The sequence below is a fragment of the Streptomyces sp. SGAir0957 genome (assembly GCF_043523415.1).
Genome location: NZ_CP027293.1, coordinates 4758612 through 4780998, shown reverse-complemented (window position 1 = coordinate 4780998; position 22387 = coordinate 4758612). Strand labels below are relative to the sequence as shown.

Annotated in this window: 18 protein-coding genes; 8 read left to right on the top strand and 10 right to left on the bottom strand. The window is 73.1% G+C overall.

Annotation, left to right across the window (positions count from 1 at the left end):
* Window positions 1–95: 95 nt before the first annotated feature.
* Window positions 96–1484, bottom strand: coding sequence for a tetratricopeptide repeat protein (locus tag C1N81_RS26300; RefSeq protein WP_394433096.1), 1389 nt, complete (start codon window positions 1482–1484; stop codon window positions 96–98).
* Between the two features lie 323 nt (window positions 1485–1807).
* On the opposite strand from C1N81_RS26300, the gene C1N81_RS26295 reads away from it, so the two are divergent.
* From C1N81_RS26295 to C1N81_RS26275, 5 genes are all read left to right on the top strand, one after another.
* Window positions 1808–2494: a bifunctional DNA primase/polymerase gene (locus C1N81_RS26295; protein WP_394433094.1), complete on the top strand. Its 687-nt coding sequence runs from the start codon at window positions 1808–1810 to the stop codon at window positions 2492–2494.
* Between the two features lie 71 nt (window positions 2495–2565).
* Window positions 2566–3348, top strand: a complete 783-nt coding sequence (locus tag C1N81_RS26290) for an ABC transporter ATP-binding protein (RefSeq protein ID WP_394433092.1) — start codon at window positions 2566–2568, stop codon at window positions 3346–3348.
* Window positions 3345–4970 carry a transporter gene (locus tag C1N81_RS26285; RefSeq protein WP_394433090.1) on the top strand — a complete coding sequence of 542 codons (1626 nt, stop codon included), beginning with the start codon at window positions 3345–3347 and terminating at the stop codon, window positions 4968–4970. Before C1N81_RS26290 ends, C1N81_RS26285 begins: the two co-directional genes overlap by 4 nt.
* A gap of 343 nt (window positions 4971–5313) precedes the next feature.
* Window positions 5314–5964: a class I SAM-dependent methyltransferase gene (locus C1N81_RS26280; protein ID WP_394433088.1), complete on the top strand. Its 651-nt coding sequence runs from the start codon at window positions 5314–5316 to the stop codon at window positions 5962–5964.
* 101 nt (window positions 5965–6065) lie between these two features.
* Entirely contained in the window at window positions 6066–7454 is a 1389-nt protein-coding gene (locus C1N81_RS26275) for a PAS domain-containing protein (RefSeq protein WP_394433086.1), read from the top strand.
* Window positions 7455–7476: 22 nt separating this feature from the next.
* Here the strand turns inward: C1N81_RS26275 and C1N81_RS26270 are convergent, their stop codons facing one another.
* Window positions 7477–8241: an SIS domain-containing protein gene (locus tag C1N81_RS26270; RefSeq protein ID WP_394433085.1), complete on the bottom strand. Its 765-nt coding sequence runs from the start codon at window positions 8239–8241 to the stop codon at window positions 7477–7479.
* Window positions 8242–8456: 215 nt separating this feature from the next.
* Between C1N81_RS26270 and C1N81_RS26265 the strand changes: the two genes are divergently transcribed.
* Both C1N81_RS26265 and C1N81_RS26260 read left to right on the top strand, forming a co-directional pair.
* Entirely contained in the window at window positions 8457–9149 is a 693-nt protein-coding gene (locus C1N81_RS26265) for a metal-dependent transcriptional regulator (protein WP_394433083.1), read from the top strand.
* 504 nt (window positions 9150–9653) lie between these two features.
* Window positions 9654–10517: an alpha/beta fold hydrolase gene (locus C1N81_RS26260; protein WP_394433081.1), complete on the top strand. Its 864-nt coding sequence runs from the start codon at window positions 9654–9656 to the stop codon at window positions 10515–10517.
* A gap of 11 nt (window positions 10518–10528) precedes the next feature.
* Here the strand turns inward: C1N81_RS26260 and pdxH are convergent, their stop codons facing one another.
* The gene (gene pdxH, locus C1N81_RS26255; protein ID WP_394438241.1) at window positions 10529–11233 is read right to left on the bottom strand and encodes a pyridoxamine 5'-phosphate oxidase; all 705 of its coding nucleotides are present in this window, start codon (window positions 11231–11233) and stop codon (window positions 10529–10531) included.
* 271 nt (window positions 11234–11504) lie between these two features.
* On the opposite strand from pdxH, the gene C1N81_RS26250 reads away from it, so the two are divergent.
* Window positions 11505–12611, top strand: a complete 1107-nt coding sequence (locus C1N81_RS26250; protein WP_394433080.1) for a citrate synthase 2 — start codon at window positions 11505–11507, stop codon at window positions 12609–12611.
* A 492-nt stretch (window positions 12612–13103) separates the two neighbouring features.
* Here the strand turns inward: C1N81_RS26250 and C1N81_RS26245 are convergent, their stop codons facing one another.
* From C1N81_RS26245 to C1N81_RS26215, 7 genes are read right to left on the bottom strand one after another with little or no spacing between them, the layout of a single operon-like run.
* Complete coding sequence (locus C1N81_RS26245; protein WP_394433078.1) at window positions 13104–13685, bottom strand: TetR/AcrR family transcriptional regulator; 582 nt, start codon at window positions 13683–13685, stop codon at window positions 13104–13106.
* Window positions 13673–14461, bottom strand: coding sequence for an enoyl-CoA hydratase family protein (locus C1N81_RS26240; RefSeq protein WP_394433076.1), 789 nt, complete (start codon window positions 14459–14461; stop codon window positions 13673–13675). The genes C1N81_RS26245 and C1N81_RS26240 overlap by 13 nt, the downstream gene beginning before the upstream one ends.
* Window positions 14461–16026 (bottom strand): 4-coumarate--CoA ligase family protein, encoded by a 1566-nt coding sequence (locus C1N81_RS26235; protein WP_394433074.1) that lies wholly within the window; start codon window positions 16024–16026, stop codon window positions 14461–14463. Before C1N81_RS26235 ends, C1N81_RS26240 begins: the two co-directional genes overlap by 1 nt.
* 44 nt (window positions 16027–16070) lie before the next feature.
* Window positions 16071–17237 (bottom strand): acyl-CoA dehydrogenase family protein, encoded by a 1167-nt coding sequence (locus C1N81_RS26230; protein WP_394433072.1) that lies wholly within the window; start codon window positions 17235–17237, stop codon window positions 16071–16073.
* Complete coding sequence (locus C1N81_RS26225) at window positions 17234–19117, bottom strand: acetyl/propionyl/methylcrotonyl-CoA carboxylase subunit alpha (RefSeq protein ID WP_394438239.1); 1884 nt, start codon at window positions 19115–19117, stop codon at window positions 17234–17236. Before C1N81_RS26225 ends, C1N81_RS26230 begins: the two co-directional genes overlap by 4 nt.
* A gap of 17 nt (window positions 19118–19134) precedes the next feature.
* Window positions 19135–20736, bottom strand: coding sequence for an acyl-CoA carboxylase subunit beta (locus tag C1N81_RS26220; RefSeq protein ID WP_394433070.1), 1602 nt, complete (start codon window positions 20734–20736; stop codon window positions 19135–19137).
* Entirely contained in the window at window positions 20733–22379 is a 1647-nt protein-coding gene (locus C1N81_RS26215) for an acyclic terpene utilization AtuA family protein (protein ID WP_394438237.1), read from the bottom strand. The genes C1N81_RS26220 and C1N81_RS26215 overlap by 4 nt, the downstream gene beginning before the upstream one ends.
* Between the last annotated feature and the right edge of the window lie 8 nt (window positions 22380–22387).

Below are 22387 nucleotides of genomic sequence, written 5' to 3'. Positions count from 1 at the left end.
ATCCGGGGAGCCTCCCCCGCGACAGGAGTAACAAAACAGGCCTGGTGGGCGCTGTTTACCCCGGCGCCCCGAGATCCTCGCCACGTCACGGGGAATCAGGCGGCCTGGAGCTCCATCCGCGCCCCGAACTCCCGTACGACGGCCTCCTCGGCGAACGGTTCGAGCCGTTCCTTGAAGTCCTCCAGGTACTCGGCGCCCCGGTTGGAGCGCAGCGTGCCGAGCAGCTCCACGGCCCGCACGCCCGTGGCACAGCCCTGTTCCACCTCGCGCTGCTGCACCTGGGCCGTGGCGAGCAGGATCAGGCCGATCGCGCGCCGCCTGGCCCGCGACTCCGGATGCCCGTCGAGGGACTCCTGCGCACATCGCGCCGCGTCCGCGGCCTGCCCCAAGTCACGGTGGCAGTGCGCGAGTTCGTCGGCCAGATACGCGTGGTCGAAATGGCTGATCCACGCCGGGTCGTCCCCGGAGTCCGCCTGGCCGTCGGCCCGCTCCATCGCGGCGACCGCCGCGCCCGACGCGGACTGGGCGGACCGGGCGTCCCCGAGAAGAGCGTGCCCGCGCGCCTCGGCGGCGTGGAACATCGCCTCCGCCCGCGGTGGCACGCGCCCGCGCGCCCCCTCCTGCGCCGCGCGGGCGAGCTGTGCGATCTCGCGCGGATTGCCGAGCTGCGCCGCCAAGTGGGACATGGACGCGGCCAGTACGTATCCGCCGTAGCCCCGGTCGCCGGCGGCCTGGGCGAGGCGCAGCGCCTGGATGTAGTAGCGCTGGGCGAGGCCCGGCTGCCCGGTGTCGACCGCCATGTACCCGGCCAGCTCCGTCAGTCGCGCGACGGCAGCGAACAGTTCGCGCCCGACCGATTCCCGGTAGGCCCCGCCGAGCAGCCCGCTCACGACGCTGTTCAGGTAGTGCACGAGCACCGGGCGGACGTGCCCGCTGCCGTACTGGTGGTCGAGTTCGGTCAGCGCGCGCGTCATCGCCCGTACCGCCGCCACGTCGGAGGCGCCGACCCGTGCCCCGGCGGCCCGCGCGACCTGCGAGTCCGGCACGGAGATCAGCCAGTCGCGGCTCGGCTCCACGAGCGCGGACGACGCGACCGAGGCGCCGGACAGGAAGTCCCTGCGGCCCACGTCGCTGCGCCACAGTTCACACACCTGCTCGACGGCGCCGACGACGGTCGGCGAGAACTGCAGGCCGACCCCGGACGCGAGGTTCTTGCCGTTGGCCATGCCGATCTCGTCGATCGTCACGGTCCGGCCGAGCTTGCGGCCGAGCGCCTCGGCGATGATCCCCGGCGCCCGGCCGCGCGGCTGCTGCCCGCGCAGCCACCGGGCCACCGACGTCTTGTCGTACCGCAGATCGAGCCCGTGCTCCGCTCCGCACATGTTGACCCGGCGGGCCAGGCCCGCGTTGGAGCAACCCGCTTCCTGGATGAGTGCCTGCAGCCGTTCGTTGGGCTGTCGCGCGACGAGTGGCCGTGCGGCCATGGCGTACCCCCTGCTGTGCCCGTCTCCCGGAATCCGGCTGCTCCGGCAGCCGGTCGTTGGATCACTGCCCGGCGGAGAAACGGAAGATGCACCACAAACGGGTACCAAACCGCGCACCGGATGTGACGCCACCCGGGCCGGACCCCGCACGGTCTCCGCCGCGTTCTCCGTCTCGTTCCCCCACCGCACTACCCATCGCCCGCTGCCGCCTCGCGTGCGCGCCCCCACCCGTGCATCCATGCGCCCCACATGCGGGAACGATGCTCCCCCGCCGCCCTCGCGCACGCCCGTAACCCGGATGGGCGAGGGGAGTTGAGAACGTCGTGGAAGAGACCATCGCAGGTACATCGGACGTCACCGCTCCCGCCACCGCCGCCGGACAGATCCCGCAACAGCGCGGGGAATCCCTGCTCGACACGGCCGTGCGCTACGCGGAGGAGCGGCACTGGGACGTGTTCCCCGGCACCTGGCTGGAGTTCGACGACGGCGTGCAGCGCTGCTCGTGCGGCGACGTCCGCTGCCCCGCGCCCGGCTCCCACCCCGCGCGCCCCGACTGGGCCGCGCAGGCCACCGGCAGCGCCACGGCCGCCCGCCGCCTGTGGTCCAAGCAGCCGAGGGCGTCGATCCTGCTCCCCACCGGCCGCACGTTCGACGCGATCGACGTGCCGGAGACCGCCGGGTTCCTCGCGCTCGCCCGCATGAAGCGCATGGAGCTCACCCTCGGCCCCGTCACCTGCACCCCCGACCGCCGCATGCAGTTCTTCGTCCTGCCCGGCGCCGGTCTCAAGGTCCCCGACCTCGTCCGCAAGCTCGGCTGGCCGCCCGCCTCGCTCGACCTGACCACCCTCGGCGAGGGCGGCTACGTGGCGGCGCCGCCGACCCGCTTCGGCAGCAAGGGCGCCGCCCAGTGGGCCTGCCGCCCCACCGCCGCCAACCGCTGGCTGCCGGACGCGGAGGAGCTGATCTCCCCGCTGGCGTACGCGTGCGGGCGCGAGGGACGACGCGGCTGAAGATCGCGGGTGCGCCGGGGGCGGCCCGCGTAGGGTGCGCAGACGTACGCCGACGAAGGGAGCGCCCCCAGGTGACCTCCGCCGAGGAGACCGCAGCCGTACGCGTCCACGACCTCTGGAAGTCCTTCGGACAGCAGACCGCCGTCGCCGGGATCGAACTGACGCTCCCGGCGGGCCGGTTCATCGGGCTCGTCGGGCCGAACGGCGCGGGCAAGACCACCACGCTCTCCATGGTCACCGGGCTGCTCCGCCCCGACCGCGGCACCGTGCACGTCGCCGGGCACGACGTATGGGCCGACCCCGCCGAGGTCAAGGCCCGGATCGGGGTCCTGCCCGAAGGACTGCGCCTCTTCGAACGGCTCTCGGGGCGCGAACTCCTCGCCTACACCGGCCGCTTGCGGGGGCTGCCCGGCGCGGAGGTCGACAAGCGCGCGGCCCAGCTCCTCGACGTGCTCGACCTCGCCCAGGCCCAGCACAAACTCGTCGTCGACTACTCGACCGGCATGCGCAAGAAGATCGGGCTCGCCGCGGCCCTGCTCCACAACCCCGAAGTCCTCTTCCTGGACGAACCGTTCGAGGGCGTCGACCCCGTCTCCGCGCAGACGATCCGGGGCGTCCTGGAGCGCTTCACCCGGGGCGGCGCGACCGTCGTCTTCTCCTCCCACGTCATGGAGCTGGTCGAGTCGCTGTGCGACTGGGTCGCCGTGATGGCGGCGGGCCGCATCCGCGCGCAGGGCCCCCTGGCCGAGGTCAAGGGCGAGGCGCGCTCCCTCCAGGAGGCGTTCCTCACCCTCGTCGGCGCGAGCGGACGGGACGACGGCACCTCCCTCGACTGGCTGGGCGGCAAGCGGTGACCGGCGCCGCCCCCGTCGCGGAACCGGCTCGGCGGCCCGCACCGACCGGCGTCCTCGTCCGGCTCAAACTGGCCCTGCTCCGCAACGGCCTGCGCCAGTCCGCCGGACGCCGCGCGGCCTACATCGCCTCGGCCGTCGCCGTCCTGCTCGTCGGGGCGCTCCAGCTCCTCGGCCTGATCCTCCTCCACGGCACCGAGCACGCCGCCACCGTCGCCACCCTGCTCACGGCCGTGCTCGCGCTCGGCTGGGCGGTGTTCCCCCTCTTCTTCCCGAGCGGCGACGAGACCCTCGACCCGACCCGTCTCGCCATGCTCCCGCTCCACCCGGACCAGCTGGTACGGGGCCTGCTCGTGGCCTCCCTCGTGGGCATCGGGCCGCTCTTCACCCTCACCCTGGCGGCGGGCGCGGCGTACGCGGCGGCGGGCGACCCGGCCTCCACGGTCGTCGCGGTGCTCGCCGTCCCGCTCACGGTCCTCACCTGCGTGGCGCTCGCGCGCGCCGTCGCCGCCGCGAACATCCGGCTCCTCACCAGCCGAAGGGGCCGTGACCTCGCCGTCCTCAGCGGCCTGGTCGTGGCGATCGGCGCGCAGCTGGTGAACTTCGGGGCGCAACGGTTGAGTTCGGCGGGCGGGGTGGGCGCGCTCGACCCGGTGGCGCGGGTGCTGCACTGGATCCCGCCGGCGTCGGCGATGGGCGCGGTGGACGCGGCGGCGCACGGCGCGTACGTGACGTCGGCGGCGCGCCTGCTGCTGACGGCGGCCGGGTGCGTCGCCCTCCTCGGTGTGTGGCGCAGGGCGCTGACCCGCCTGATGACCGCGCCCGACGGCTCGACGCTCCAGGCCGCCGAACCGGCCCGGCGCGACCGCCGCACGAGCCGTCCGCGCCGCCGCCTGCTGCCCGAGGGCCGCACGGGCGCGGTCATGGAGCGCGGCCTGCGCTACGTGTGGCGCGACCCGAAGACGAAGGCCGCCTGGGTGACATCCCTGGCCATCGGCCTGATCGTCCCGGTCTTCAACGCGCTCCAGGGCACCGGATCCGTCTACTTCGCGTGCTTCGCCGCCGGGATGCTCGGCATCCAGATGTACAACCAGTTCGGGCAGGACACCTCGGCGTTCTGGACGGTGGCGATGACGATCTCCACCCCGCGCGACGCCTACGAGGAACTCCGCGCCAGGACCCTGGCCCTCCTCCTGATCACCCTGCCCTACGCGGCCCTCGTCACCGTCGTCACGACGGCGATGCTCGGCGCCTGGGCGGACCTCCCCGAGGTCCTGGGGCTCTCCTTCGCGCTGCTCGGCGCGATGCTCGCGACGGGCGCCTGGTCCTCGGCCCGCTTCCCGTACTCGATCCCGCAGGAGGGCTACAAGAACGTGGCCCCGGGGCAGGCCGGTCTCGCCTGGATAGGGATCTTCGGCGGCATGGTCGCGGCGGCGCTCCTGTGCGCCCCCGTCCTGGCCCTCACGATCACCCTGCACGCCACGGGCGCCGACGCCTGGACCTGGACGCTGCTCCCGGTCGGCGCGGCCTACGGCGCGGCGGCGACCTGCCTCGGCCTGCGCCTCGCGGCCCCGCGCACGGCGGCCCGGCTGCCGGAGATCCTGACGGCGGTGAGCAAGGGCTAGGCGAACCACGACCTGGGACCCGCCCGCTCGGGAACGCAGACGACCCGCGAGCCGTGGTTCCTCCCGTGCGAGACGGTCGGAAGCCGGCCGGACGTACCGGCGGCTCGCGGGTCGGGTGACTGCTGGGAATAGGGCCGGCTGCACGCACACCACACGTGCCGGTCCGGCGCCGAATTCGAGATGCGACGTCGGGCCGCTAGCCCGCAGTCACCTCACGCGTCCGGTATTCATACATCTGCCGAACCACCTCCCTTCTCGTGTACCACCCACCTTAAGAAGGCTCCCTCCACGCTTCAACCGGTTTTTCGAGACCTTGGAACGCGGGCTGCTAGCTTCCCCGGCCATGACAGCCATGGCAGGCATGACGAAGCAGCAGGAGCGGACCAGGGCCGGGTACGACGGGGTCGTCGAGTTGTACGCGTCGTTGTTCGGGGGGCGGCTCGAGGAGCAGCCGTTCTCGCGCGGGATGGTGTCGACCTTCGCCGAGCTGGTGCGGAAGTCCGGGAACGCTCGGGTCGCCGATGTGGGGTGCGGGCCGGGGCATGTGACGGGGCTGCTCGGTGAGATGGGTCTTGAGGCCGTCGGGTTCGATCTGTCGCCGGGGATGGTCGAGTACGCGCGGCGGGCCGAGGCCGGGCCGCGGTTCGAGGTGGCGCGGATGGAGGCCCTGCCGGTGGCGGACGGGGCGTTCGGCGGGGTGGTGGCGCACTACTCGGTGATCCACACGCCGCCCGCGGAGCTGCCGGGGCTGCTGGCCGAGCAGGTGCGGGTGCTGGCTCCAGGCGGGCTCTTCCTGGTGTCGTTCTTCGCCGTCGAGGGGGCGGGCGCCCCGGTGCCGTTCGAACACAAGGTGGCACCTGCCTACAGTTGGCCCGTGGAGCGGTTGGCGGAGATGCTGGTGGCGGCAGGGCTGGCGCCGTTCGCGCGGCTGGTGCACGATCCGGCCTCCGAACGGGGCTTTCTCGACGCCCATCTGCTGGCCCGCCGCGCTTGACTCCCGCTGGTTTTCGCGAAGTTGACCGAACTCCGTGTGGGATGCGTCACGTTCGAGTTGAATGATCTGGAGCAGTACACACAGCCTGCAGGGGGTGCCAGGTGAGTGCTTCCCGGCGTAGTGGGACCGCCGACGCGCTCGGGCCCGACGAGCCCGAGCGGGACGGGGCCGATCTGCTGGCCGCGTTGCTGGACGGGATGGACGCCGCGCTGTGCGCGTTCGACGCCGATGGGGTCGTGACCCATTGGAACCGGGAGGCCGAGCGGATCCTCGGCTGGTCGGCGGCGGAGGCCGTGGGGCGCACCGGATTCGCGGGGTGGGCCGTGCGGCCCGCCGACGCCGACGAGGTGCAGGAGCGGCTGCTGGCCGCGATGCACGCGCCGGGGCGGCAGGTGAACGAGTTCGCGCTCGTCACCAAGGACGGGGGGCGCGTTCTCGTCCGTACGCAGTCCGCCGTCGTGCGGGGCTCCGACGGGAAGCCCGCCGGGGTGTACTGCGCGTTCAGCGAGGTCCACGCGCAGATCGATCTGGAGCGGTCCATCGCGCTCAGCGAGGCGCTGTTCGAGGACGCGGTGTGGGGCGTGGTCCTGGTCGACGCGGACCTGCGGCCCGCCGTGGTGAACGCGCACGCCGCGAAGGCGCTCGGCTCCGGGCGTACGGCGCTGCTGGGGCGGCCGCTGGGTGATCTGATCGGGCAGGGCGTGGAGGAGCTGGAGAGCGCGCTCACGCACGTCCTGTCGGAGGGGGTGCCGCCGCCGCCCATGGAGGTGTGGGTGACGTTGCGGCTGCCCGGTGAGGACGGGGCGCGGCAGGAGCGCAGGTGCTGGCGGAGCGGGTTCGTGCGGCTCGCGTCGCCGCTGACCGAGGAGCCGGTGCCGCTCGGGGTCGGCTGGCTGTTCCAGGACGTCACCGAGGCGAAGGTCATCGAGCAGGAGGCCGCTCAGCTCCGCTTCCGGGCGCATCAGCTGCACCGGGCCGCTCGCGCCGCCGCGGAGTGCGAGGATCCGGGCGAGGCCGCCACCGTGCAGCTGGACTTCGCGCTGGCCGGGTTCGCGGACCACGCGGTGATAGATCTGGTGGTGGGCGAGGATCCGTTGCGGCTGGTGCGGGCGGCGGTGACGCCGTCGGGCGCGCCCGGGGCGACGCTCCTGGCGACACGGAGCACGGTCCCGGTGCGGTACGGGGAGGGGCATCCGGCGTTGCAGTGCGTGGACCGGGCCGGTTCGGTGCGGGCGGCGGCGCCCGACGCCGACGGGGCGGGCGCGGCGCGGTGGGCGGCGGCGCGGCAGTGGCCGGAGGGGTCGGTGTACGCGCTCTGCTCGGCGCTGCGCAGCAGGGGCCGGACGCTGGGCGTGGTGACGTTCCTGCGGGGTGTGAGCCGGGCCGGGTTCGAGCGCGGGGACGCGATGTACGCGGAGAGTGTCGCGGTGCGGATCGCGGGGGCGGTGGATCTGGCGCTGCTCGCGGCGGAGGGCCCGGGATCTCCCTGAGCGCCTCCGCGGCCGGCGCATCTCAGTGCTGGTAGAAGATCCGGTCCCGGTACTCGGCGAAGACCTTGGCGTTCCAGGCGTGGCCGCCGTCCACGTTGCCCGAGCGGAGCAGGGGCGGCTGGATGCCGCGGTCGGCGAGGGTCGTGGCGCAGGTGGCGAGGGTGGCCTGCATGAGGGCGCTGGTGGTGACGGTGGAGGCGGAGGCGAAGGGGGCGTCGACGCCTTCGTGGCCGAGTTCCGCGTCACCGACGTCGATCTTCGAGTCCAGGACGATGTCGCAGTGGTCGCGCAGGTACGTGCCGGAGGCGTGGCGCGACGTGGGGGCGTCGGGTCCGCTCGCGTAGGCGAGGGAGGTGACGCCGATGACCTTGAGGCCGATGGCGCGGGCGTTCATGGCCATCTCGACGGGGAGGGCGTTGCGCCCGGACAGGGAGATGATGACGAGCGCGTCGCCCGCGGTGGCGGGGCTGGAGTCGAGGACGGCGGCGGCGAGGCCGTCGACCCGCTCCAGGGCCGAGCCGAGGGTGGCGGGCATGACGTCGACGCCGACGGCGCCGGGGACGGCGAGCAGGTTCATCAGGGCGAGGCTGCCCGCGCGGTAGACGACGTCCTGCGCGGCGAGCGAGGAGTGTCCGGCGCCGAAGGCGAAGAGGCGGCCCCCGGCGACGACGGTGTCGGCGAGCAGGGTGCCGGCGGCGGCGATGTTCTCCGTCTCCTCGTCGCGGACCCGCTGGAGCAGGCCGATCGCGGCGTCGAGGTACTGCGTGGCCGGCTTGCTCTCGCGCATCGGCGTAGCCCCCTGGGTTCGTGGTGTCGCGGATCACGGTGCGGTCTGGACCAGCGCCGTGTCAATACGCCCCGGGGCCTGCCGGGCCGCCGTTCCCCTGGTGCGGGACGGTTGTCAGCGGTATGCGTCAGAATTGGGGGCAGGGCCAGCGCATCGAGCGACGCGGCGAGCCAGCGGGGCCGCACGCGGAGCAGGAAGCTACACGAGGGGCACGTATGTCCGGACTGATCGACACCACGGAGATGTACCTCCGCACCATCCTCGAGCTCGAAGAGGAAGGTGTGGTCCCCATGCGCGCCCGGATCGCCGAGCGGCTCGACCAGAGCGGCCCGACGGTGAGCCAGACCGTGGCCCGTATGGAGCGGGACGGCCTGGTGGCCGTCGCCGCCGACCGGCACCTGGAGCTGACCGACGAGGGGCGCCGGCTCGCCACGCGCGTGATGCGCAAGCACCGGCTCGCCGAGTGCCTCCTCGTCGATGTGATCGGCCTGGAGTGGGAGCAGGTGCACGCGGAGGCCTGCCGGTGGGAGCACGTGATGAGCGAGGCCGTGGAGCGCCGCGTCCTCGAACTGCTGCGGCATCCGACGGAGTCGCCGTACGGGAACCCGATCCCGGGCCTGGAGGAGCTGGGCGAGAAGGACGGGGCGGACCCGTTCCTGGACGAGGGCATGGTCTCGCTCGCGGACCTGGACGCGGGAGGGGACGGCAAGACGGTCGTCGTGCGGCGCATCGGCGAGCCGATCCAGACGGACGCGCAGCTGATGTACACGCTGCGGCGGGCGGGTGTGCAGCCCGGTTCGGTGGTCAGCGTGACGCAGTCGCCGGGCGGGGTCCTGGTGGGCAGCAGTGGTGAGGCGGCGGAGCTGGCCTCGGACGTCGCCTCGCACGTCTTCGTCGCCAAGCGCTGAGCTCGGCCACCGGTAGGTCAACGGGGGTGGGGCGAGCGGCAGTTGTCCGTCGCGCCGCCCGCGCCGCGCCCGCACGCAGAAAGCAAGATTCACTGTGCGGAATCGCAGCGGCGGGACGGCGGGCGTGCAAGGCTGTCGCGTGAGGCATATGACCGTAGGGGGCCTGGTATGGACCTGCCGTTCGGCGTGCGACGGGCTCGGGCTTGGCGGGGTGTACGAGAAGGCGAGGGCCCCGGCGCCTTGCGGCGCCGGGGCCTGTCCTCCCCTGTGCTGACCCGGAGCCCCGAGCTCCCAGGGTCATCCCCTTCGGACCCTCATCCCCGAGCGGTCCGCCTCCCGAGGGAAAGATCCCCTCGGCGACGCAGGTCATTCCTTGAGCGACGTCACTCAAACGAGGGGTGTTGCCCCGCCGCTTCATGGACAGCACCACGCTCTCGAAAGATTGTTCGATAGCGTGCACGGGTACGCGACCACAGGCGCGACCACAAGGGGGTGCCAGGGCCTATGGCACAGCGCATCGACGTGACCGGGGCGGGCGGGGCCCGTCTGGCCGCTTGGGAATACGCCGACCCGCCCAAGTCGGGCAACGGCGTGCGCACCCCGGGGGTTCTGCTGCTGCACGGCTTAATGGGGCGGGCGTCCCACTGGACCGGCACCGCGCGCTGGCTCGCCGAGCGCCACCGGGCGGTCGCCCTGGACCAGCGCGGCCACGGGCAGAGCGACAAGCCGCCGCAGGGCCCGTACGACCGGGAGGCGTACGTCCTCGACGCGGAGGCGGCCCTCGTCCAGCTCGGTCTGGAACCCGCCGTGCTGATCGGGCACTCGATGGGCGCCCTGACGGCCTGGCAGCTCGCCGCCCGCCGCCCCGACCTCGTCCGGGGCCTCGTCATCTGCGACATGCGGGCCTCCGCGCTCGGCGCCGCCTCGCAGCGCGAGTGGGAGAACTGGTTCAGGGCGTGGCCGGTGCCGTTCTCGACGCTCGCCGACGTACGGAAGTGGTTCGGCGAGGACGATCCCTGGGTGGAGCGGCCGAACCCGGCGCGCGGGGAGTTCTACGCCGAGGTGATGGCCGAGTCCCCCGACGGCTGGCGGCCGGTGTTCTCCCGCCGTCAGATGCTGGAGGCACGCTCCACCTGGGTGTACGACGCGCACTGGGAGGAACTGGCCGCCGTGCAGTGCCCCACGCTCGTCGTGCGCGGGCTCGACGGGGAGCTGGGCCGGGCCGAGGCGCAGGAGATGGTCCGGGTGCTGCCGCGCGGACAGTACGCGGAGGTGGCCGACGCGGGCCATCTCGTCCACTACGACCAGCCCGAGGCGTGGCGCATGGCGATCGAGCCGTTCCTGGACGGGGTCCTGGCGGAGTTGTGAGCCGGGCCCCTTTACGGGCTCAGGCGTTCGACGCGCCAGGCGCCGTCCCCGGTGGCGACGTACCGCAGGCGGTCGTGGAGCCGGTTCTCGCGGCCCTGCCAGAACTCGACCTCCGTCGGCGTGACGCGGAAGCCGCCCCAGTGCGGCGGCACCGGGATCTCCGCGCCCGGCGGATAGCGGCGGACCAACGCGGCGTACGAGGCGTCGAGTTCGGCCCGGTCCGCGAGGACCGCCGACTGCGCGCTGGCCCAGGCGCCGAGCTGCGAGCCGTGCGGCCGCGAGTGGAAGTACGCGGCCGTCTCCTCCCGCGACGTCCGCGCGGCGGTGCCGGTGACGAGAACCTGGCGGTACATCGGATGCCAGGGGAAGACCAGCGCGACGTGCGGGTTCACGGCCAGGTCCCGGGCCTTGCGGGAGCCGTAGTTGGTGTAGAAGACGAAGCCGTCGTCGTCGAAGGACTTCAGCAGGACCGTACGGGAGCTGGGGCGGCCCCCGGCGTCGGCGGTGGAGACGACCATCGCGTTCGGCTCGGCCGGCAGGGCGCCGGGGGTCGCCGCCTGCTTGAACCAGCGCGTGAACTGTTCCATGGGGTGCGCGGCGAGATCGGACTCCAGGAGGCCACCGTCGTCGGGGCGGTACTGCCTGCGCATGGCGGCGGGGTCGGGGGCGCGGTAACCATCGGCGTCGTGGGCGTTCACAGCGTCATCCTGCCGCAGAGCGCACCCCGGGGGTGAGACATGGCACTCAGTGCCGCGGACTCTCGCCAATCGTGGCACTGAGGGTTATCGTCCAGGGGCCGAGTGACGCCGCGGTCCACGGGGCATCACGGGGTTACCGACCCGGAGCGCGAGCCGCCATGACCGCGTATCCGAGCCTCGGTGGCGCAAAGTAGCCAGCACAGTCCCGCAGGACGCACCAGACCGGCACCGTCCCGCGGGACGCACCCGCACACGCTGAAGCAGCCCACGTATGCAGAGGAGCCGCCCGATGTCCGACCCCGGCTTTGTACCTGGCCTCGAAGGAATCGTCGCGTTCGAGACGGAGATCGCCGAACCGGACAAGGAGGGCGGCGCCCTGCGGTACCGGGGCGTCGACATCGAGGATCTCGTCGGCCACGTGTCGTTCGGCAACGTCTGGGGGCTGCTCGTCGACGGCGCCTTCGACCCGGGCCTGCCGCCCGCCGAGCCCTTCCCCATCCCCGTGCACTCCGGTGACATCCGCGTCGACGTGCAGTCCGCGCTCGCCATGCTCGCGCCCGTCTGGGGCCTCAAACCGCTCCTCGACATCGACGAGGCGCAGGCCCGCGACGATCTCGCCCGCGCCGCCGTCATGGCCCTCTCCTACGTCGCCCAGTCCGCGCGCGGGCAAGGCGTCGCGATGGTGCCGCAGAGCGAGATCGACAAGGCGAAGTCCGTCGTCGAACGGTTCATGATCCGCTGGCGCGGGGAGCCCGACCCCAAGCATGTCGCCGCCGTCGACGCGTACTGGACCAGCGCCGCCGAGCACGGCATGAACGCGTCCACGTTCACCGCGCGGGTCATCGCCTCCACCGGGGCGGATGTCGCTGCCGCGCTGTCCGGGGCCGTCGGGGCGATGTCCGGGCCGCTGCACGGCGGGGCGCCGTCCCGCGTCCTCGGGATGATCGAGGAGATCGAGCGGACGGGTGACGCCGAAGGGTTCGTCCGCAAGGCGCTCGACAAGGGGGAGCGGCTCATGGGGTTCGGGCACCGGGTGTACCGGGCCGAGGACCCCCGGGCGCGGGTGCTCCGCCGGACCGCGCGCGAGCTGGGGGCGCCGCGGTTCGAAGTCGCCGAGGCGCTGGAGAAGGCGGCGCTGGCCGAGCTGCACGCCAGGCGGCCCGACCGCGTCCTCGCCACCAACGTGGAGTTCTGGGCGGCCATCGTGCTCGACTTCGCGGAGGTGCCGGCGCACATGTTCACGTCGATGTTCACGTGTGCGCGGACCGCGGGGTGGAGTGCGCACATTCTTGAGCAGAAGCGGACGGGACGGCTTGTTCGTCCCTCGGCCAGGTATGTGGGGCCGGGGTCCCGGTCGCCGCGCGACATCTCCGGGTTCGCGGGGATCGCCGAGTAGTTCGGGGGGCCCGGAGCGTTTGCCGGCCGCGGGCGCGGGGACCTGCTCACACAGTTCCCCGCGCCCCTGACGGGGCGGCCCCTGTCGCGCCGCTTTCGCGTGCCGGTCGCGGGGTGGTTGCTCGCGCAGTTCCCCGCGCCCCTGACGGGGCTGCCCCCTCGCGCCGCCTTCACGCACCCGTCGCGTCGTGGTTGCTCGCGCAGTTCCCCGCGCCCCTGACGGGGCTGCCCCCTCGCGCCGCCTTCACGCACCCGTCACGTCGTGGTTGCTCGCGCCGTTCCCCGCGCCCCTGACGGGGCTGCGGCTTCCCCCGCTCACGCCTGAGATGGCGCACGTAGTGCGCGTCTCAGGGGCGCGGGGAACTGCGCGACCAGCCACGACGGTGGCGCACCTCACCACCGGGGGAATGCCGCACGCAGTGCGCATCCCAGGGGCGCGGGGAACTACGCGACCAGCCACGACGCGGGCGGCACGACCCCACCGCTTCCGCCGCTACGGCGAAAGCGCCCGGTCCACGATCCCGGCCCACTCGGAGACGACCCGGTCGCGTCGCGCGCTGTCGTCCGTGAGGAGGTGGGCCAGGCCGAGGCCGCGGGCCATGTCCAGGAGGCCCTGGACCACCTCCCGCGCCCCGGGCACCGACTCGTCCGCCCCGAGCAGCCGCACAGCGATCCGGTGCGTCTCCCGCCCGACCCGCGCCTCCAGCTCCGCGACCCGCTCCCCGAGCGCCGGTTCGTTGGAGGCCGCCACCCACAGGTGCAGCGCCGCCCGGAACAGCGGCCCGGTGTAGAGGTCGACCAGGGCCGCGACCGCCTCCGCCCGCCCCTGCGGACGCAGCCCGCGCAGAGCGATGGACCGTTCCTCGGCGACGTACTCGACCGCCGCCGTGAACAGGTCCTCCCGGGTGGGGAAGTGGTGCTGGGCGGCGCCGCGCGAGACTCCGGCGTGTTCGGCGACGACGGAGACGGTCGAGCCGGACCAGCCGTGCGCGGCGAGGCACGCGACGGCGGACTCCAGGAGTTTTTGCCGGGTGGCGCGCGAGCGGTCCTGCTTCGGTGGGGTCACAACACCCATGCGGGGTCCCGTCGTTCGAGAAAGGCGGTCATCCCTTCGCGGGCCTGGGCCGAGCCGAACAGCCGCGCCGACAGCGCCGTGAGGGACTCGGCGTCCCGGTCGAAGGCTTCCAGGACCTTAACCGTGAGCAGGCGTTTGGTCTCGGCCAGGCCTTGCGGGGACGCCTTGCGCAGCCCGGCGAGGAGGGGGGCGAGGACCTCGTCCACGTCCGCCCCGGCCACCGCCCCGGCCGCCACCGTGGCCGTAGCCGCAGAAGTGGCCGCAGCCGTCACCAGTCCGATCCGCGCCGCCTCCGCCGCGTCGAACCTCTCCCCCGTCAGGTAGTAGCGGGCGACGGCGCGCGGGTCGAGCCGGGGCAGCAGCGGCAGGGAGATCACGGCGGGGGCGACCCCGATGCGTACTTCGGTGAACGCGAAGGTCGCCGCCTCCGACGCCACCGAGATGTCGCACGCGCCGAGCAGCCCGAGCCCGCCCGCGCGGACGTGCCCGTCGACCCGTGCCACCACCGGTTTGCGCAGGGCGACGATCTGCCGGAGGAGCCCGACGACGGCGTCCGGATCGGGCGGGTCGCGCAGGTCGGCGCCGGCGCAGAAGGTGTTGCCGGTGTGGGCGAGGAGGACGGCTCGTACGTCGCGGTCCTTCTCGGCCTCCCGCAACCGGTCCGCCACTTCGCCGACCAGCGCCGACGACAGCGCGTTGCGGTTCCCCGGTGAGTCGAGCGTGAGGGTGGTGATGCCGCGTTCGTGTGCGGCCCGGACGAGGTTCTCCGACGGCACTAGCCCTCCCTCAGTTCGCGGCGCAGGATCTTGCCGGACGCCGCGCGCGGCACGTCGTCGATGAAGGCGACGCGGCGGATCTTTTTGTACGGGGCGACGCGTCCGGCGACGTACGCCGTCACGTCCTCCGCGGTGAGCGCCTTGTCGGCGCGGACCACGAACGCCTTCGGGATCTCGTTGCCGTCCTCGTCCGTGACCCCGATGACGGCCGCGTCGGCGATGCCGTCGTGGGTGAGGAGGAGCGCCTCCAGTTCGGCGGGGGCCACCTGGAACCCCTTGTACTTGATCAGCTCCTTGACGCGGTCGACGATGAAGAGCCAGCCGTCGGCGTCCACGTGGCCGACGTCGCCGGTGTGCAGCCAGCCGTCGCCGTCGATCATGTCGGCGGTGGCCTGCGGGCGGCCGAGGTAGCCCTTCATGACCTGCGGGCCGCGGATGAGGACTTCGCCGGGTTCGCCGGGGGCGGCGTCCTTCGCCGGGTCGTCGAGGGAGATCAGCCGCATCTCGGTGGAGGCGATGAGCTTGCCGACGGTGCCGGGCGGCGCGTCTCCGGCGTTCAGCGGGACGACGTGGGTGCCGGGCGAGAGTTCTGTCATCCCGTACGCCTGGCCGACGGGCGGCAGGCCGAGCCGGCGCGAGCAGGCCCCGGCGAGTTCGGCGTCGAGGGGCGCCGCCGCGCTGATGATGTAGCGCAGGGAGGAGAGGTCGTAGCCCTCCACCGCCGGGTGTTTCGCGAGGGCCAGGACGATCGGCGGGGCCACGTACAGCGCGTTGATGCGGTGTTTCTCGATCGCCGCGAGGAACGTGTCGAGGTCGAAGCGCGGGAGGACGACCACGGTCGCGCCTTGCCGCAGCGGGGCGTTCATGAGCGCCGTCAGACCGTAGATGTGGAAGAAGGGCAGGACGGCGAGGATGCGGTCGCCGGGGCCCATGGGGATGCAGGGTTCGAGCTGGGAGAGGTTGGTGGCGATGTTGCGGTGGGTGAGCATGACGCCCTTGGGGACGCCGGTGGTGCCGGAGGAGTAGGGCAGCGCCGCCACGTCCTCGGCGGGGTGCAGGGTGACCGACGGCTCGGGGGCGTCGGTGCCGAGCATGTCGAGGAGCGAGCGGTGGCCCGAGTCCCCCGCCGGGTCGCAGACGAGGATCTCCCGGATAGAGCCCGCGAGTTCGGCGGCGGCGCGGACCGCGTGGAGGAGCGGGGTGACGGTGACGATCCAGGACGCGGCGGAGTCCCGTAGCTGCTTGGCGAACTCGTCCGGGGTGGCCAGGGGGTGCACGGTCGTCACCGAGGCGCCTGCGCGCGTGGCCGCGTAGAAGGCCACCGGGTAGGCGACCGTGTTGGGGCTGTGCAGGGCGACGACGTCCCCCTTGCGCACGCCCGCCTCCGCGAGCCCCGCGGCGATCTTGCGGTGGAACTGGTCGACCTGCGCGTACGTGAGCGTCGTCCCGGCCACCCCGTCGACGAGGGCGGGGGTGTCGCCGCGGGCGGCGGCGTTCCCGAGCACGGCGTCGTGAATGGCCTGGTCGACGACGGCGACGTCCTCGTACTCACTCCTGTGCACCATGCTGAACTCCTCGCCCTTGAGGGAGATTGAGAGAGATGGATGGCTCAGTACGACTTGGGCAGTCCCAGGCTCTGGTGGGACACGTAGTTGAGGATCATTTCCCGGCTCACGGGGGCGATCCGGGCCACGCGCGAGCCGGTGATGAGGGAGGCGAGGCCGAACTCGCGGGTCAGGCCGTTGCCGCCGAGGGTGTGCACGGCCTGGTCGACGGCGCGCACGCAGGCTTCGGCGGCGGCGTACTTGGCCATGTTGGCGGCCTCGCCCGCGCCGAGGTCGTCGCCCGCGTCGTAGAGGCGGGCCGCTTTCTGCATCATCAGGCAGGCCAGTTCCAGTTCGATGTGGACCTGGGCGAGCGGGTGGGCGATGGCCTGGTGGGAGCCGATCGGGGCCTTCCACACGGTGCGTTCGTTGGCGTACTCGACGGCGCGGCGCACGGCGTAACGGCCCATGCCGATGGCGAACGCGGCGGTCATCACGCGCTCCGGGTTGAGCCCGGCGAACAACTGGAGGAGCCCCGCGTCCTCGTCGCCGACGAGCGCCTCCGGGGGCAGCCGCACCGCGTCGAGGGTCAGCTCGAACTGCTTCTCGGGGGCTTGCAGCTCCATGTCGATCTGACGCCGCTCGAAGCCGGGGGTGTCGCGTTCGACGATGAAGAGGCAGGGCTTGAGGTTTCCCGTACGGGCGTCGGAGGTGCGGCCCACGATGAGCGTGGCGTCGGCGATGTCGACGCCCGATATGAACACCTTGCGGCCGGTGAGGACCCAGGAGCCGTCGTCGTCCTTGCGGGCGGTGGTGGTGATGCGGTGGGAGTTCGAACCGGCGTCGGGTTCGGTGATGCCGAAGGCCATGGTGCGGCTGCCGTCGGCGAGCCCCGGCAGCCAGGCGCGTTTCTGCTCCTCGGTGCCGAAGCGGGCGATCACGGTGCCGCAGATCGCGGGCGAGACGACCATCATGAGCAGCGGTGATCCGGCCGCGCCCAGCTCCTCCAGGACGATGGAGAGTTCGCTGATGCCGCCGCCTCCGCCGCCGTACTCCTCGGGCAGGTTCACGCCGAGATAGCCGAGTTTGGCGGCCTCGGCCCACAGCTCCTCGGGGTGGCCCCCGGCGGCGGTGACCCTGGTCATGTAGTCGCGGCCGAACCGCTTGCCGAGCGCGGCGACGGCGGCGCGCAGCGCCTGGTGTTCTTCGGTCTCGAGGACGGGGCTGTTCACGACGCTTCCTCCTGGACCGCGGCGACTTCCGCGGCTTCCGTGACGACGGCGAGCAGGGCGCCGACCTCGACCTGGTGGCCGACGGCGGCGTGCAGAGCGGTGAGCGTTCCGGTGGCGGGAGCGGCGATGCGGTGCTCCATCTTCATCGCCTCCAGCCAGATCAGGGGCTGCCCGGCGGTGACGGTCGCGCCCTCGGCGAGCCCGTCGGCGACGCGGACGACGGTGCCGGGCATCGGGGCGAGCAGCGAGCCGGGTGCGCGCTGGGCGCTGGGGTCGGTGAAGCGGGGCAGGGCGGTGAGGGCGGCGCCGTTGACGTACACGCGGTCGCCGTACGAGGCGATCGCGTACGGGCGCCGTACGCCGCCGGCTTCGAGGACGACGCGGTCGGGCGCGGCGTGCACGACCAGCACCCCGTCGGCTTCGAGGCGGCCGCCGCGGGTGTGGCGGTAGCGGACCTCGTGCTCGGTGCCGTCGGGTTCGCCGCGGTAGCGCTTGAGCTGCGGCTGCGAGGGCACGTTTCGGAAGCCGCCGAAGCGGTGGCGGGCGGCGCCGGCCAGGGCGGCGACGAGTGGGGCGTACGGGTCCGGGGCCGGGTCCGTCAGGTCGGCGAGGTGTCGCTCGTAGAACCCGGTGTCCATCCGGGCGCCGGTGAACTCGGGGTGGCGCAGGGACCGTACGAGCAGGTCGCGGTTGGTGACCGGGCCGTGCACCTCGGCGCGTTCCAGGGCCCCGGCGAGGGCGCGGACGGCGGCGGCGCGGGTCGGCGCGTGCGCGACGACCTTGGCGAGCATGGCGTCGTAGTGGACGCCGATGGTGTCGCCGTCGGTGTACCCGGTGTCGAGGCGTACGGGGCCGGGCACGGAGAGCCGGTGCAGGGTGCCGGTCTGCGGGGCGAAGGAGGCGGCGGGGTCCTCGGCGTAGAGGCGGGCCTCGACGGCGTGGCCGCGCGCGGCGGGCGGTCCGGGGTCGAGCGCGTCGCCCTCGGCGATCCCCAGTTGCAGGGCGACGAGGTCGAGGCCGAACACGGCTTCGGTGACGGGGTGCTCGACCTGGAGCCGGGTGTTCATCTCCAGGAAGTGCGCGGTGCCGTCGGCCGCGACGAGGAACTCGACGGTTCCGGCGCCGATGTAGCCGGTGGCCCGTACGGCGCGCTCGGACAACTCGTACAGGTGGCTGAGGAGTTCCTCCGTGATGCCCGGGGCGGGCGCCTCCTCGACGACTTTCTGGTGCCGCCGCTGGAGGGAGCAGTCGCGGGTGCCGAGCGTCCACACGGTGCCGTGCGCGTCGGCGAGGACCTGCACCTCGACGTGGCGCCCGCCCTCGACGTACGGCTCGACGAAGACCTCCCCGTCGCCGAAGGCGGAGAGCGCTTCGGCGCGGGCGGCCTCCAGCTCGGCCTTCAAGTGGCCCAGTTCGCGTACGACCCTCATGCCGCGCCCGCCGCCGCCCGCCGCGGCCTTCACGAGCACGGGCAGGTCGGCCTCGGTGACGTCGCCGAGCGGGGCGATGCCCATGAGTTCCTTGGCGCGTGTCTTGGACGCCATCGCCTCGATCGCCTCGGGCGGCGGCCCGATCCAGACGAGCCCGGCGTCGGTGACGGCGCGCGCGAACGCGGCGTTCTCGGAGAGGAAGCCGTAGCCGGGGTGGACGGCGTCCGCGCCCGCGTCGAGGGCGGCCTTCACGACGAGGTCGGCGCGCAGGTACGTGTCGGCGGGTGTGGCGCCCGGGAGGCGGACGGCGAGGTCGGCCGCGCGGACGTGCAGGGCGTCGGCGTCCGGGTCGGAGTGTACGGCGACGGTACGGATGCCCAGGTCACGGCAGGTGCGGAAGACGCGGCAGGCGATCTCGCCGCGGTTGGCGACGAGTACGGAGCTGATCACTGAGGTAGGCATGGGGCTCACATCCGGAAGACGCCGAAGCCGCCGCGGGCGCCCTCGTACGGTGCGGTGTGGATGGCGGACAGGCAGATGCCGAGGACGGTGCGGGTGTCGCGGGGGTCGATGACGCCGTCGTCGTAGAGCCGTCCGGAGAGGAACATCGGCAGCGACTCGGACTCGATCTGCTGCTCGACCATGGCGCGCAGCGCGGCGTCCGCCTCGTCGTCGTAGGGCTGTCCCTTCGCGGCGGCGGACTGCCGGGCCACGATCGAGAGGACGCCCGCGAGCTGTTGCGGCCCCATGACGGCGGCCTTGGCGCTGGGCCAGGCGAAGAGAAAGCGCGGGTCGTAGGCGCGGCCGCACATGCCGTAGTGCCCGGCGCCGTAGGAGGCGCCCATGAGGACGGAGAGGTGCGGGACGCGGCTGTTGCTGACCGCGTTGATCATCATCGAGCCGTGTTTGACGATGCCGCCCTGCTCGTACTCCTTGCCCACCATGTAGCCGGTGGTGTTGTGGAGGAAGAGGAGGGGGATGTCGCGCTGGTTGGCGAGCTGGATGAACTGGGCGGCCTTCTGCGACTCCTCGCTGAAGAGCACACCCTGGGCGTTGGCGAGGATGCCGACGGGATAGCCGTGCAGGGTGGCCCAGCCGGTGACGAGCGAGGCCCCGTAGAGCGGTTTGAACTCGTCGAAGTCGGAGGCGTCGACGATACGGGCGACGACCTCGCGCGGGTCGAACGGCACCTTCAGGTCGCCCGGCACGATGCCGAGCAGTTCCTCGGGGTCGTACTTCGGCGGCTCGGCCGCCACCGAGGGGTCGGCGTACGCCTTGCGGTGGTTGAGGCGGGCGACGACGCGGCGGGCCTGCCGGATCGCGTCCTGCTCGTCGAGCGCGAAGTAGTCGGCGAGCCCGGAGGTGCGGGCGTGCATCTCGGCGCCGCCGAGCGATTCGTCGTCGCTCTCCTCGCCGGTCGCCATCTTGACGAGGGGCGGTCCGCCGAGGAAGACCTTGGCCTTCTCCTTGACCATGATCACGTGGTCGGACATGCCGGGGATGTAGGCGCCGCCGGCGGTGGAGTTGCCGAAGACGACGGCGACGGTCGGTATCCCGGCGGCCGAGAGCCGCGTGATGTCGCGGAAGATCGCCCCGCCGGGGATGAAGATCTCCTTCTGGCTGGGCAGGTCGGCGCCGCCGGACTCGACGAGGGAGATGCAGGGCAGGCGGTTGGCGAAGGCGATCTCGTTCGCCCGCAGGGCCTTCTTCAGCGACCAGGGGTTGCTGGCGCCGCCCCGCACGGTGGGGTCGTTGGCGGTGATGAGGCACTCGACGCCCTCGACCACCCCGATGCCGGTGACGAGGGAGGCGCCCACCGTGTAGTCGCTGCCCCAGGCGGCGAGCGGCGACAGTTCGAGGAAGGGCGTGTCCGGGTCGAGGAGCAGCTCGACGCGTTCGCGGGCGAGCAGTTTGCCGCGCTTGCGGTGCCGCTGCACGTACTTCTCGCCCCCGCCCGCGAGGGCTTTCGCGTGCTCGGTGTCGAGCGCGGCGAGCTTGTCGAGGAGGGCCGCGCGATGGGCGGCGTAGTCGTCGGACCGGGTGTCCAGGGCGCTGGCCAGGACGGTCACAGGAGTGCCTCCGGTAGGTCGAGGTGGCGGGAGCGCAGCCATTCGCCGAGCCCCTTGGCCTGCGGGTCGAAACGGGCCTGCGCGGCGACGCCCTCGCCGAGGATCCCCTCGACGGTGAAGTTCAGGGCGCGGAGGTGGGGGAGGACGTGGCGGGTGACGGGCAGGTCGGCGGTCTCGGGGAGGAGTTCCCGGAGCCGCTCGACGGTGAGGGTGTGCACGAGCCAGGGCCAGGCGGCGTCCGTGGTGGCCCACACCCCGATGTTGGCGTCGCCGCCCTTGTCACCGCTGCGGGCGCCGGTGACGCGGCCGAGCGGGGCCCGGCGGGTGTTTCCCTGCGGCGGGGCCTGCGGAAGCGCGGGTTCGTCGACGGGGGCGAGGGCGCGGGTCGGCCCGGTGCACGCGCCCACGTCACGCCGCTCCCCGTCCGGAAGGACGGCGATGTGCGGCACCTCCTCCCGCTCCACGTAGGCGGCCTCGAAGACGCCGTACGGGGCGCCCTTGCCGGGCGGGGCGGTGACGTGGAACCCCGGGTAGGAGCCGAGGGCCAGCTCGACGGCGGCGCCGCTGAGGGCCCGTCCGACGGCGTCCTGGTCCTGGTCGCGGACGACGAGCCGGAGGAGGGCGCTGGCGGTCTCCTCGGTGCCGGAGTCGGGGTGGTCGGTGCGGGCGAGCTCCCAGTGGACGTGGTGGGGGCGGGCCTTGGCGGTGGTGGCGAGTGCGTGTTCCATCTGCTCGCGGACGAGTGCGGCCTTGGCCTCGATGTCGAGCCCGGTGAGCACGAAGACGACCTCGTTGCGGAAGCCGCCGAGCCGGTTCAGGCCGACCTTGAGGGTGGGCGGCGGGGCCTCGCCGCGTACGCCGTGGATCAGGACGCGGTCCGCGCCGTCCTGCCGGAGCCGGACGGTGTCGAGGCGGGCGGTGACGTCGGGCCCGGCGTACCGGGCGCCGCCCGTCTCGTAGAGGAGCTGGGCGGTGACGGTGCCGGTGTCGACGAGGCCGCCGGTGCCGGGGTGCTTGGTGATGACGGCGGACCCGTCCTCGTGGATCTCGGCGAGCGGGAAGCCGGGGTGGAGCAGGGTGCGGCGGTCGTGCCGCCCGAACTGGGAGTAGTTGCCGCCGGTGGCCTGGGTGCCGCACTCCAGGACGTGCCCGGCGACGACCGCCCCGGCGAGCCGGTCGTACGCGTCGGGGGCCCAGCCGAAGTGCCAGGCGGCTGCCCCGCTGACCAGGGCGGCGTCGGTGACGCGGCCGGTGACCACGACGTCGGCCCCGGCGTCCAGACAGGCGGTGATGCCGGCGCCGCCGAGGTAGGCGTGGGCGGTGAGGGCGCCGGGGAACCGGCCGGTGGGGAGCAGGTCGTCGCCCTCGACGTGGGCGACGCGCAGGGGCACGGAGAGGCGGTCGGCCAGGGCCCGTACGGCGTCGGCGAGTCCGGCCGGGTTGAGCCCTCCGGCGTTGGCGACGATCCGCACCCCGCGCTCGACGGCGATCCCGAGACACTCCTCCAACTGCTGCAGGAACGTACGGGCGTACCCGCGCCCGGGGTCCTTCAGCCGGTCGCGGCCGAGGATGAGCATGGTCAGCTCGGCGAGGTAGTCACCGGTGAGGACGTCGAGCGGCCCGCCGGTGAGCATCTCCTTCATGGCGTCGA

What these genes read in the sequence shown, in the direction of transcription:
- C1N81_RS26300 (WP_394433096.1), bottom strand. Translation starts at nt 1,484, where the DNA reads ATGGCCGCACGGCCACTCGTCGCGCGACAGCCCAACGAACGGCTGCAG.
- C1N81_RS26280 (WP_394433088.1), top strand. Translation starts at nt 5,314, where the DNA reads ATGACAGCCATGGCAGGCATGACGAAGCAGCAGGAGCGGACCAGGGCC.
- C1N81_RS26270 (WP_394433085.1), bottom strand. Translation starts at nt 8,241, where the DNA reads ATGCGCGAGAGCAAGCCGGCCACGCAGTACCTCGACGCCGCGATCGGC.
- C1N81_RS26265 (WP_394433083.1), top strand. Translation starts at nt 8,457, where the DNA reads ATGTCCGGACTGATCGACACCACGGAGATGTACCTCCGCACCATCCTC.
- C1N81_RS26260 (WP_394433081.1), top strand. Translation starts at nt 9,654, where the DNA reads ATGGCACAGCGCATCGACGTGACCGGGGCGGGCGGGGCCCGTCTGGCC.
- C1N81_RS26250 (WP_394433080.1), top strand. Translation starts at nt 11,505, where the DNA reads ATGTCCGACCCCGGCTTTGTACCTGGCCTCGAAGGAATCGTCGCGTTC.
- C1N81_RS26245 (WP_394433078.1), bottom strand. Translation starts at nt 13,685, where the DNA reads ATGGGTGTTGTGACCCCACCGAAGCAGGACCGCTCGCGCGCCACCCGG.
- C1N81_RS26235 (WP_394433074.1), bottom strand. Translation starts at nt 16,026, where the DNA reads ATGGTGCACAGGAGTGAGTACGAGGACGTCGCCGTCGTCGACCAGGCC.
- C1N81_RS26215 (WP_394438237.1), bottom strand. Translation starts at nt 22,379, where the DNA reads ATGAAGGAGATGCTCACCGGCGGGCCGCTCGACGTCCTCACCGGTGAC.